Raw genomic sequence first — 12,468 nt, forward strand, 5'->3', positions numbered from 1 at the left:
TGATGGTTTTATGTAGTAGGCTTGCGGGTGCCAAACCAAAGCCCTAGCGCAAAAATAGGCAACAGTAACAGTATCCAGATGAGATTGTCTTTGACCGTCTCTACGGTCAGCTCATAAGCGCGGACTGCTTTGTTGATAGGCTTTTCTGGCTTGGCTTTGGCCGCGCTGGTTGGTGACTGCTTCGCAGCCATCTGTTTGCTAGCCTTGTTAGGGGCTACTTGAGGGGCATCATGCTGTGCGGTTTGTGTTGGGCTTTGTAAAGCTTCGCTAACGGATTGCGGCTTGTCGTAACCACGCGCCTTGGCCAGTACCCGCGCCAGTCCAGCTTTGTCTTCTGCATTTAGGTGTTGGCTCATCCATGCCCACATCGGGTGGTTAGGGGCAGTATGGCCGCTACCGGGTAAGCCATTTTTGATGACTAACTTGGCCAGCGTTTGTGAGAGTTGCTGCGCACTAGCCGTATCTGGCTTCCAGAAACCTTTTTGTGCCGCCACTAGCATTAGTGCGACCATGCTGGCTTTAACTTGGGCGTTGTGTCCTTGCTCTAAAAATTGATTCAGGCCTAGTTTTAAGTCGTCATCAATATACACGCGTTTCACTTCGTTCCACGCCCAGTCTTTAATAATATCCGGGCGCGTCACTTGCCAGCCCCATAAGTTTTCCATAAATGCCTGATTCATGGTGCGTGCGCCAGCATAGCCGTGGCCCATAAGTGGCTTAATCCACGATGGGTTTAAATAACGCCCGCGCAGTTCCATCAGCAATGCCGTTTCCAGCGGCTCATCCGTGAAGCCCTTGTGGTCTGCATGGTTTAGGATACGTGCCTGTGGCTTGTTGCCAGTGATGGTTTCAATCGCTAGGGATAAACCGCCCAGGTAGTCAAAAGCATCGTTGTTATCCATGAGGCCGTATAAATTAGATGCGCGGCCGTGGTAGGTGGTGCCAATATTGTGTAATGAGGTATCAAACGCTTCGTGTGCAGGTTCACCCTGTGCATCTACACCGTAGGCATGCCCCATGCGTTGCAAATAGGCGCGGCCAACTTCGTTGCGGCTTTGCCATGCGCCTGAGCGTTCGGCTAAGCTGTTCACACCGGCACCATAGGCGCCTGGTGCATCACCAAAGATACGCCAGGCTGCCTCACGTCCAGCTTGCTCTGCTGGCATGCCTTGCGCTAACAGTGCTTGCGTACGTTTTACCCAATGCATGGCCACGCCGTTGCTCGCCATGGATTCATTGCCACGGGGACTGTTTGCGAGTGGTTTTAAGGCTGAATCTAGCGCGCTCGCTAAGTCTGGGTTGGTTTGCAATATGCTTTTTGCCGATGCGGCCAATGCCATTCTGCCGCCAATATCAATCCATTGCATCAGGTTAGGGTAAAGGTCGCGGAACAGGCCGGAAGTGGTGACGATAACGTCATAGCGCTTGGTATCTGATTCTGGCGATTGTACTAGCTGCATTTTTTGCACAATGCCGCGTGAGTTCCACTCTGGCGTAATGCCCATTAGCGATAAAATAAAGCTCACCATCACGCCTTCATCGCGTACGGCATCCGATGCCCATAAAATAACGCCTTCACTTTTAGTAATATCGTCACGGTTACGCACGTTGTCCGCCATGTTGTAGCCTAGCTGAAAGCCAAGCGGCGTCGGTAACACGTCACCATCCAGCGCATGGAAGTTACGCCCTGTCGGCAGCGCTTCAGGTGAGCGTAGCGGATCATTGCCCTTACCCGGCTCAATAAAGCCGCCCTCTAAGCCATGCAGCAGCGCTTGCATTTCCAGTTTGGGCGAGTCGATTAAATTGTCGCGTATCTGAGCGCTAATATTGTCAGTCTTATTGGGTGCCATCGAATCCAGCATTAGTTGCAATGAGGCATCAGACCACGGGCGACCAAACACATGTAAGCCGTGCGGCATGAATTTCTCTTGAAGTTTGGTCAGGTAGTGTCCGACCTCATGCGCTAATAAATCGTCGTCTGCCTGCTCAAAATTGATGCCGCGCACTTTTAGTACATCTGCCATGCTGGACTCCAGCTCGGCGCGCAGTTCCAGTGTTTCTACCAGGCGACGTATTTCTTTGGCAGATGCAATCCGCATGGTGTCCGAGCTGGAAGACTCGTAGCTCTCCACTACCTGACGCAGGGTGAGCAGGCGGTCGTACAGCGTGGTGGCGGTCAGTGGCGGGGTTAAGTGGTCTATCATCACCGCCAGTGCGCGCCGTTTGGCCTGTGTACCTTCACCTACGCCATCCACAATATAGGGGTACAGTCCGGGTAAGTCGCCCGCAATAATTCGCGAGTAATCCTCTGCAGATAACCCCACGGCTTTGCCTGGTAAAAACTCGTAAGTGGAGTGTCGGCCCAGATGCACCAGCACATCGGCTTTAAAGCTATCTTTAAGCCAGTGATAAAAACCTAAATATTGATGCGGCGGCGGGATGGTGGTGTTGGCATGCAGTAGCTCTTCGTCTACTTCCCAGCCACGCGGTGGCTGTGGCCCAATGAAAATATTGCCAAACTGTATGCCGGGAAATACCATTTTTTTGTTAACAACCATGACCTTGCCCGGCGTTTGTCCCCAGCCACGCAAGCCCTCAATATTTAAATTGGCTATGCGTGTTTTCAAGGCATCCATTGCCGCGCAGGGGCTGTGTTGGCTCAAGCAAACCTCATAGCCGTCATTGAGTTCTGCCAATAGCTTAATGGCTTCACTACGCTTTGGGTGATCAACGCCCTCCACTAAGTGATGTAGTTCGCGCATAGATTTAGTGAGGCGGTTATGGGCAATGGCTAGCTCGCCGGCGGCTTGTGCTGCCACAATCTCTGCATGTAGGCGCCCTAGCGGGCCTTGCACCATTTCACCCTTTACCACGGCCGGTAGGGTATTGAACCACTGTGCATAACTCGCGTTATCCATGGTGGCCACCTTGGGCAGCATGTTGCTCAGCTCTTCGTTGTTTTCAGGCAGGTTCACGCCTTTATCCTGCATTAAATCTAACAGCGCCTCGTGTGTGGCCGGTAGCTCGCCTGTCTGGTAGCCGGCCGCTTGCATGCTGTGCAAAATATCAAATAAAGACTGTGGCACATCCAAGTTGTCGGCACCGATGTTATGGCGTCCGGGTGGATGGTTATAGTAAATAATTGCGACGCGTTTTTCTGCATTAGCCTTGCGCTGCAGGGCCTGCCAGTTTGTCACACGGCTAACCAGTGAGTTAATTTCCGTGGGTAGCAACTCAGGCAAGCGCAGCTCTACTCCGGTCAGTTTATCAATGCTTGGGGTGCCCGTTGCGGCCACCACCATAGGCTGGCTGCTGCCTTGTACCTCTGGCATCGCCACACGATATTGTATGGAGTTGGTAGGCAGGCCATCTTCAGATAGCTGCCAGGCAGTCGCACTGCGGTCGGTGAGTCGAATCGCCTTAAATACCGGCACGTCTAATTTCTTGATGAGTGTGGTGACCGATTCTCGACCTTCAGCCGCTCCCACCACAAAGTCTTGCAATACCACTAACCCGCTTAGTTTGGCTGGAGCCAGCATGGATGGTAGTTTTTCTATGGCTTGCTTGGATGCATCACCCCATTTAGCCATAACCGCAACGCAATTGGTGCCTTGTTGTTGGGCTTGCGCGCAAATTGCGTCTGCCACCTGCGGGTCGCTGGTGCTTAAATCCAGCACCGCTAATGTCGTTTTAAGGTTGTGCTTGGCGGGCGATGGAAATACTACATGATTCGCCGCTAACTCTTTACCATTAACGCGCAGGCGAATCGGAGGCATGGGCTTGGCGCTAGGTAATGGCGTACTGTTTTTTGCAGACTGGGCACTTAATAAATACACCATAAATGCGGCCAAGTTTTCCTGACCGCCAGCTTGCCAAACGTCGCTGAGAGCCAGCCACTTTGCCGCAGCTGCGTGTTTTTGTGCAGAGGCTACAAGCGCATCTGGCGTTTTTTCCTGGGTTTGTGTCAGTGCTTTTGCTTCAGAAAAATCACTGACCTCACTTTTGTTAAAGCGGCTTCTGAGTGAAAGTGCGCTATCGCCATTAAATGCCATGAACGTAGCCGGCTGCATTTTTGCAGACTCAGACTTGAGCGTATCAAGTGCTCGCTGCAGCTGCGCAGATGATTCTGCATACTGGGCTACGGCAAATACTGCATCTGCCTCTTGTAACCAGCGCTTTAATGTACGGCTGTCTGCCGCCATCAGCTGCGATTGTGAGCGTAAGATAATGTGGTCGCCACTGCGTGCGGCAAGGGCGTTTTTCGCTGCTTCAGCAGCGGCGGGTGCGGTTCTGTCAGTGACAATGCCAAGTAATGTCGCACTATGCGCCGTGCCTGTAAAGAGGCTCAATAGCAAAATGCTGATACTGATTAATCTAGGTTTGATTAAAGGCATTTGGCTTACCTTACTGTAAAAAGCTGTGCGGCTAAATTGGGGTTAGAGGCAAAGTAAAAATGCAAAAAGCTCGCGATAATCGAACCATGCTGGTAAATATTCTCAACTTTACCAAAGCGGGTCTTAGCGGTGGCGATAGGCGTTAGTTCTGTTGTAAAACTACCGTAGTGAAAAGTATGTGCGCCCAGCTCATCATTCAGTAATGTGACTTTTAGTGAACCTAGCCCCTGTAGGCGGTCTTCTATTTTGCTCACACCTGATAGCAAGTCAAAGCAAGGTTCATCATTTAAGCAGGTAGATAATGCCATCATGCCGCCGCATTCGGCCAGTATCGGTTTGTTCGCATCAAAGGCTGCCTGTAGGGCATTTTTCATGGCTAAATTGGTGCTGATTTTGTTTAGGTGCAGCTCAGGGTAGCCGCCGGGCAGCCAGTAGGCGTCGGCTTCTGGCAATATGTGGTCATCTAATGGCGAGAAAAACCGCAGCGATGCTCCCATGTCTTGCAAACAGTCTAAGTTGGCCTGATAAATAAAGCAGAATGCTTCATCCCTTGCGATGGCGATTGTTTTGCCAGCAAGGAGTTTAGGTGGCGGTAGTGTGCTTGGCACACTAAATGTGACTGTAGGCGGGCGCGATAAATCTTGTGCAAGTGCACTGGCTGCATCCTCAATTTTCTGCTCCAGGTCACTGATTTCGCCTGCACGGAATAAGCCAAGATGCCGCTCCGGTAAGCTCAATGCTGCGTTTTTTTGTAATGCGCCAAACCAGTTGATGTGTGGTGGTAGTGAGTCGTGCAGCAATTTTCCATGCCCCACGCTCCCAGTTTTATTCGCAACGACGCCTGCCGATTTTAGCTTAGGGTAGTGTGATAGCAAACCGTTGGCTAGCGCACCAAACGTTTGTGCCATGCCACTGGCATCTATTGTCAGTAATACAGGTAAGTTAAATCGAACTGCAATATCTGCGCTTGAGGGGGAGCCGTCATACAGACCCATCACGCCCTCGACGATAATCAAATCAGCATCTTGTGCCGCGCGATAGAGTTGCGCTTCCGCATCGCTTTCGCCACACATCGTAAAATCTAGGTTGTATACAGGGCGCCCCGTGGCAACTTCTAAAATCATCGGGTCTAAGAAGTCAGGGCCGCATTTAAATGCTTGAACGCGTAAACCCTGATTGCGCCATGCACGTGCCAGCGCCGCTGTAATAAAGGTTTTTCCTTGCCCAGATGCTGGGGCTGAAATGAGTACAGCGCTGCAGGTAGTCATAGCTGTTCTTTAAAGGTCTATGCCTGGCTGGGCCTTGATGCCAGCACGCCATGCATGTTTAATGTCCATAATCTCGCTGACGGTATCCGCCATCTCGGTGAGCGCTGCTGGAGCGCCTCTGCCAGTCACCACCACATGTTGCATCGCAGGTCGCGCTGCAATATCTGCTAATATTTGGGGCAGATCAAGATACCCATATTTCATGGTGTAGGTGAGTTCATCCAGAATCACCAGTTTAATGTCAGGGTCGCGCAACATGCGTTGCGCAATGGCCCATCCTGCTTGTGCAGTTTTTGTATCGCGTTCTCTATCTTGTGTATTCCAGGTGAAGCCTTCACCCAGTACATGCCACTCTACGTTGGCCTGGCCACGAAAAAAGGCTTCTTCACCAGTATCACTGCGTCCTTTGATAAACTGCGCTACGCCCACTTTCATGCCGTACCCCAAAGCGCGCGCCATCATGCCAAACGCAGATGAACTTTTGCCTTTACCATTGCCTGTGAGTACTAATAACAAGCCTTTTTCTTGGTTTGCTTGTTCAATCGCAGCATCAATCACTGCTTTTTTACGCACCATACGTGAGGTATGGCGCGTGTTTTTATCATCAGATGACATTTAAATTATGCTTTAGCGCGACTTACACCGCTAGCTAATGCAAAAGCAATGTGTACTACCGCTGCAACTGCTAACCAGAAGCCTAGGTTTTCAAATTGGTTAGGTGCGTATTTCACTAAACGCGCACCAAATTCAGCAATGGTTGGGTCAGCATAGCGGCCACCAAAGAAGTAGAAACCACCGCTAGAGAACAACTCACCTACCGCACCGGCAATCGTAGCACTCGCCACTAAAGGTAAAATTGCCTTGGTGCTAAAGCTATAGCGTTTTGCAAACCAGCGACCAGCTAACCACATCACACCATAAGCCGGTAATAAAAAGCCATACGCAGGTGTCACGCAGAAGTTGCTAACGCCTTGGAACGTCACTGAATAAAGGTCTAACCCCACACATAGGGCTAATAACGCTGCAAATGCTAAGGCTGGGCTTAGATATAAACCAGCAAGAAAAAATACAGCATAAGAAGCGCTAGGCAAGCTATTGATAGAAGCAAAGTGATGGCCGCGCGTCACAAAAATAAGTGTAGCAAGCGCAACACCTATAAGAATTTGTTGTGTTTTAGAAAGTGTTAGCATGATAGGTGCAGCCTCCGGTTGAGTCATTTTAAAAATACAATTAAATAGAACACGATTTTAGCGTAAATGCGTTTTTCTTGGGCGAGTTTTCACTCACCCAAGGATTGTTGCAATGACTACTGCATGTTATAGCGCAAACCTACAAACAAGTTGCTGCCTGCTGTGTTGTAAGGCACAGAAGTTGCTGTGTTGCCAGTGTAAGAAAGAATATAGTTTTTATCGAACACGTTATTTGCACGCGCTTCCAGCTTCCATTCAGGTGAGAGCTTATAGTTGGCACTTAAGTTAACCAACATATAACCTCTCATTGGTTTTGTGTTGGTGGAGTTGTTGTAGCGTGTTGATGCTCCGATAACTTCAGAGCCCCACTGTAAATTTCCCCATGTGTGTAGTAAGCTGAGTGCGCCATAGCGATTACCGCGCCTATCTAATAACTGATCGTTTTCACTGATATTTGCTGACTTTTCAATTCTTGGTGATTGCGTTGTAAAGTTACCAGCCAGTGTTAGGTTGTCGGTGATGTGCCAATTTCCGTCAAAAGTAACGCCCTGTATGTTTACCTGATTCACATTCTTCACAGGGTCGCCATTGACGATTAAGTTTTCAATGTCATTATAAAAAGCTGTCATGCCAGCCGAAAATTGACGAACCTCATAGCGAACAGAAGCTTCGCGATTGCGTGATTTCTCTGGGTCTAAATTTGGGTTCCCAGAGAAGCCTGTAATTCTTGGGTAATACAGTTGGTTAAACGTTGGCGCTTTAAATGCTTTGCCATAACTTGCTGTTACGCGCCATTCAGGCGTAATGCGAAAGCCGTAGCCGGCACCACCCGTAGTGTAATTGCCAAACTGAGTATTGTGGTCTTCACGTACTGATAATTGCAATGAGTGCTTGTTGTAATTAAGTAAATAGCCAGCCATAAAACCATCATTGTTGCGTTCTTTTTTAAACTTTACTTTAGGTCCCGGATCGCTATCAACATCCTGTTCCAAACGGTCATACAGCAGGGTTAACATCCCTACTGGTAATTTCAAATCATTCTGCCAGGTCAGTTGCTTTTGTTCAGTGCGATAGTTTGTAACACCACTAGGGTTGTAGGAAGAAAGTGCTATGTTAGTCACTGGGCGTGCATGGCTGTCTGAATCATCGATACCCATCCCTAATTTGAACGTGCTATGCCATGCATCGGTAAATTGATTTTTGCTGGTAAACGCATAGCTTTGCAGCGTCTGGTTACCATAGTTGTTATAACCGCTATCGTAATGATTACGGCCCTTACTTTCAAAATACTGCAGTCCCCAAGAGTGGCCTTCTTTTAATTCAAGCTCTAAAAAGCCAGAGGTGCTTAAATTGTGATAACCGTCATTATCATCATCCTCACCTGTACGAATACGTTTGGCAGAAAAGCTATCCGTATCCATGCTGCTGATATTGACACCATATTTAAGTGCTTTGAAGCCACCATTGATGCCAAACTCTGCTGTTTTTGTGTTGAAGTAACCTAACCCAACTGCGGCATTGATCAATGGCTTTTCAGATGAGTTTTTGCGGGTAAATATCTGAATCACGCCACCAATCGCATCTGCGCCATAAAGACTTGAAGCGGGGCCGCGCAAAATTTCTATTCTCTCAATTTGAGCCAATGGAATATTTTCATAGGCAGTCGTGCCTGATGTCGCGGAGTTGATACGTAAGCCATCCACTAATACCACGACGTGTTGATCGTTTGTGCCTCGTAGGTAAACACTGCTAGAGGTGCCTGCGCCACCGTTAGCGTTAATTTGCACACCTGGCTGCATACGCAAAACATCAGTCACAGAGCCTGCCCCCATGCGTTCAATTTCTTGGCGCTCAATCACTGTGACGTCGCCGATGACGTTTTCACGGGCTTGTGATGTTCTGGATGCTGTGACAACAACTTCGTCTAAGTTGATGCTTTCTGTAGCAGATGTGGTGTGATAAAACGCAAGGCTGATCAGCCCTGCGATGACTTTCTTGTTCATTCGATTTCCTTTTGTGACATGCGACCCCGCATGCAACTGTGAAAAAGGAAATACTGGAGAGTTTAAAGCATCGAAACGAAAGGCAACTGCATCAAGGTGATTGGCCTATGCAGTACGTTCTGATAAACCGTCACCCCGCGGTATTCCCAACTAATTGTCGCGAGGCCGGTCTCCGGGCTTGTGAGGTCTATGTTTTACACCTTCCCAAATATGCGCCATAAAATAGCGCTGTTCAGTGGTCTATTGTAAAACAGAATGATTTGGAATCATGCTCACTTACCGTTGCGGGGGCAGCGTAGGCATTGCAATACTTTAATAAAATATTAGCGCACCTATTTCCCAGTTTCACCTTGTTCGTTTAATCACAAACTCGGCACCTATCAACAGCGACAATTATAGCGCTTAAAGATTCAAAGGAGATAATTATCCTGGACAATTTTTTTTACAATGTGTTGTAATACTTTTAAAAATCACTGTTAAGTATTGACTACAATCAATTTTTTCAATTATAGTGAGTGTATGGACGCAGACTTATCAGCACTGGAACAAAAACTGTTGCAATTAATCGCACTGTATAACGAGTTGCGTGATGAAAACGCGCGTCTACGTGTTGACCTAGGCACGATGGAATCTGATACAGCGCTGTTAAAAGCTAATATGGCAAAAGCTAGTGAGCGTATCGAAGCGTTAATGCAAAGCCTGCCTTGAGTTTCAATAAATGATGATTGTTGAGTAAAAGCTAATGAGTGAAATTAAAGGCGTTGATGTCAATATCATGGGGCGTGACTTTACTGTGTCGTGCACGGATGAAGAGCGCCCTGGTTTACTGAATGCCGTTAATTATTTAGATAAGAAAATGCGTGATATCCGAGACAGTGGTAAGGTCATCGGGGTTGAACGTATTGCCATTATGACAGCGCTTAATTTGTCATACGAGCTGTTAAATAGTAAAAGCGGTGATGTGAATATTGGAGATATCAAGCGTAGAATCTTAATGATGCAAGATCAAATTGATCAAGCTTGTGAGAAGTAATATATATTTAAATAGGTAATAGAATTTTCTGGTAAGTAGAGTAAAATCAATTCAATCGTTTTATTGTTAAAGATAAAACGTCAGGTTATACAGTTTGTTCTCTGCGGCGTGGTTTAGGCTAATAATTCCTTGAACTAGTTTATAGCATCGGTTTTAGTCATTCGAGTTGTTGTGTGCGCGCCCTAATAGGTGTTCTTTTAGAGCACTTGTGGCGGGTGTACCTAATGCGCTCTAGGCTGTTACCACTTGAGCCTTTTTGGTTCAGGATGCTGGCTTAGGCTATGTCCGTGGAGAACTCCCTAATGCTTAAGGGTGGGTGTGGCGCGTACTTTTTATCACCAATTATCTTAATGCGTGATATTTCAAATCAGCCAGACTAACAATCTCCAAGCACTTTTCATGGCAAGCCTCTAAAATCACCGGCGGTGCAAATCCAGCCTCTGATGCTTCTAGCCAACGGCTTGCACATAAACACCAGCGATCTCCAGCCGTTAGGCCTGCAAAGCCATATTCAGGGCGTGGTGTGCTTAAATCATTTCCTCTTGATATTGAAAATGCTAAGAACTCTTCAGTCATTTGTGCACACACTGTGTGGCTGCCAAGGTCTTCAGCGCCAGTTTCGCAGCAGCCTGAGCGAGTAAAACCTGTGATTGGATCTAAGCTACAAGTTTGTAATGCGGTACCAATTACGTTTTTTTGTTGTGGTTTTGTCATTGTAAGATTTATTCAATTGGATTGGATATAGATTATCATAGACAATCATTTTTGACAGGAAAACGTAATGCGATATTGGTTAATGAAGTCTGAGCCATCTGATGTTTCAATTGACGATCTAGCTGGCTTTGAAAATCAAACAGTCGATTGGTATGGTGTGCGTAATTATCAGGCGCGCAATTTTATGCGTGATCAGATGCAGGTTGGCGATGGCGTACTGTTCTATCATTCCAATTGTGATGAACCTGGTATCGCTGGAATTGCTGAAGTTGCTACCCTTGCCTATCCTGATCGCTTGCAGTTTATAGAAGGGCATAAATACTTTGACCCTAAAGCCACGCCAGAAAGCCCGCGCTGGTTTAATGTGGATGTGAAGTTAGTGCGTAAGACGCGCTTGTTAAGTTTGAAAGAGATGCGAGATACGCCAGCGCTAGAAAATTTGCGTATCTTACAGCGTGGTAATCGTTTATCAATTACTCCTGTAGACCCAAGAGACTGGGCTTTTATTATCGAAAAGCTGACATAAAAAAAGCTCCTATCACGGATAGGAGCTTTTTATTGAAACACTGTTTTTTATATCACCAGACTAGTTGGCAACTTTATTTCCATTTCTATTTTTTATCGAGGCTACCCATTGATTTTGGATAGGTCACGATGCCCCAAGGCATATCTTTCACTTCGATTTGCTTAGTAACTTCCAGTTTTTCAGCATCAATGACGAAAACGGCGTCTGATTTACCACATGCCAACAAGATTTGTTTGTCATCAGGCGTGAAAGTGAAATGCCAGCAACGGTTACCAGTTGGGATATCTTTCACTTTTTCATAAGTCTTAGCATCAAATACCTGCAATGCTTTTTGTTTATTAGTTGCGACAAAAATACGCTCGCCTTTTGTATCGTAAGCAATGCCATAAGGGGTTTCGCCAGTATCGACAGTGCGTACAAAGTTAAAGTCCTTATCTAGCACCATGAACTTGTTGCCGTACTCTAATGTTGCAAGATAAGTATTGCCATCAGGAGAGACTTTGATGCCGCGTGGACGGTCACCGTGTTCATGGGTATGAATGGTTTTAACCAAGCTGCCATCTTCAATATTGTGCACTGTCACTGTGTTGTCAGCTTCGTTGGTAATGACAAGATTCTTGCCATCAGCTGAAAATTCAATGCCTTCGGTTTCAGGGCCGCCAGTGATTTCACGTACTTTTTCACCTTTAGTTAAATCGACGACAGCGATTTTAGCGGGGATTTTCTCTTCATCATCATCGTCATCCTCTTCTTCTGCCGGTTTTTGGCCTGGTTTTGGTGGTGGGCCACCAACTGCGCTAGGTTCTGATGAAATGTATGCATAGTTGCCACTAATGCGAACGAACTCAGGGTTTTTGCCTACTGGAATTTGTTGTAAGACCTCGCCTGTAGAGGTATCAATGACGGAAATGCTTTCGTTCTCACGAGTCGCTACAATCAGTTTTTTACCATCATCGGTCACACCAAGGCCACGTGGAGACACTGCCTTAACGTCAAACTCTTTAATCACTTGCATAGTTGCAAGGTCAATCACACTTACACCTGCATCTTGACGTGTCACATACGCAACGCTATTAGTAGCAGGCTTTTCTTCTGCAATAGGCTGTACTTCATTGGTGGGTTCTTTGCTGCAGCCGTTAATGCCTGCCATTAGCGCCAGTAAAACTAAACTAATACGTGTTCTGCTAAATGTGGGTGTAAATTTCATACGCTCTCTCCAAATTGATTTCTGATAATGACATGCTGATCTTTTTATTAAGTAAGACCTTAACTAGGTAAAGCAAGCAAAAACTATACTAGTAAGTATAATCAATTAAAAACAAAAGGTTAAATGCTGAGAA

General features: G+C 47.0%; 10 protein-coding genes and 1 riboswitch. Of the genes, 3 read left to right on the forward strand and 7 right to left on the reverse strand.

The features are described 5' to 3' along the window. Window positions 1-8 precede the first annotated feature (8 nt). The 5 genes from FG24_RS05350 to FG24_RS05370 form a co-directional block, all read right to left on the reverse strand. Window positions 9-4,394 carry a cobaltochelatase subunit CobN gene (locus FG24_RS05350; RefSeq protein ID WP_036301778.1) on the reverse strand — a complete coding sequence of 1,462 codons (4,386 nt, stop codon included), beginning with the start codon at window positions 4,392-4,394 and terminating at the stop codon, window positions 9-11. A gap of 5 nt (window positions 4,395-4,399) precedes the next feature. After that, window positions 4,400-5,662: a cobyrinate a,c-diamide synthase gene (locus FG24_RS05355; protein ID WP_036301781.1), complete on the reverse strand. Its 1,263-nt coding sequence runs from the start codon at window positions 5,660-5,662 to the stop codon at window positions 4,400-4,402. A 9-nt stretch (window positions 5,663-5,671) separates the two neighbouring features. Beyond that, complete coding sequence (cobO, locus tag FG24_RS05360; RefSeq protein ID WP_036301783.1) at window positions 5,672-6,277, reverse strand: cob(I)yrinic acid a,c-diamide adenosyltransferase; 606 nt, start codon at window positions 6,275-6,277, stop codon at window positions 5,672-5,674. Window positions 6,278-6,282: 5 nt separating this feature from the next. Continuing rightward, complete coding sequence (locus FG24_RS05365; RefSeq protein ID WP_235189719.1) at window positions 6,283-6,879, reverse strand: hypothetical protein; 597 nt, start codon at window positions 6,877-6,879, stop codon at window positions 6,283-6,285. Window positions 6,880-6,968: 89 nt separating this feature from the next. Continuing rightward, complete coding sequence (locus FG24_RS05370) at window positions 6,969-8,855, reverse strand: TonB-dependent receptor domain-containing protein (RefSeq protein WP_036301787.1); 1,887 nt, start codon at window positions 8,853-8,855, stop codon at window positions 6,969-6,971. A 146-nt stretch (window positions 8,856-9,001) separates the two neighbouring features. Beyond that, a riboswitch (cobalamin riboswitch) is annotated at window positions 9,002-9,251 on the reverse strand. 123 nt (window positions 9,252-9,374) lie between these two features. Here FG24_RS05370 and FG24_RS05375 point away from each other — a divergent pair. Continuing rightward, window positions 9,375-9,563 carry a hypothetical protein gene (locus tag FG24_RS05375; protein WP_051901443.1) on the forward strand — a complete coding sequence of 63 codons (189 nt, stop codon included), beginning with the start codon at window positions 9,375-9,377 and terminating at the stop codon, window positions 9,561-9,563. Between the two features lie 34 nt (window positions 9,564-9,597). Beyond that, on the forward strand, window positions 9,598-9,888 hold the full coding sequence (locus FG24_RS05380) for a cell division protein ZapA (protein WP_036301792.1): 291 nt from the start codon (window positions 9,598-9,600) through the stop codon (window positions 9,886-9,888). Window positions 9,889-10,230: 342 nt separating this feature from the next. On the opposite strand, the gene FG24_RS05385 is transcribed toward FG24_RS05380, so the two are convergent. Next, window positions 10,231-10,602, reverse strand: a complete 372-nt coding sequence (locus FG24_RS05385) for a DUF2237 family protein (protein ID WP_036301793.1) — start codon at window positions 10,600-10,602, stop codon at window positions 10,231-10,233. A gap of 67 nt (window positions 10,603-10,669) precedes the next feature. Here FG24_RS05385 and FG24_RS05390 point away from each other — a divergent pair, with 67 nt between their 5' ends. Then, window positions 10,670-11,128: an EVE domain-containing protein gene (locus FG24_RS05390; protein ID WP_036301795.1), complete on the forward strand. Its 459-nt coding sequence runs from the start codon at window positions 10,670-10,672 to the stop codon at window positions 11,126-11,128. Window positions 11,129-11,213: 85 nt separating this feature from the next. Here FG24_RS05390 and FG24_RS05395 read toward each other — a convergent pair whose 3' ends face one another. Continuing rightward, complete coding sequence (locus FG24_RS05395) at window positions 11,214-12,335, reverse strand: glutaminyl-peptide cyclotransferase (protein WP_036301797.1); 1,122 nt, start codon at window positions 12,333-12,335, stop codon at window positions 11,214-11,216. Between the last annotated feature and the right edge of the window lie 133 nt (window positions 12,336-12,468).

The organism is Methylotenera sp. L2L1 (genome assembly GCF_000744605.1).
GTDB lineage: Bacteria > Pseudomonadota > Gammaproteobacteria > Burkholderiales > Methylophilaceae > Methylotenera.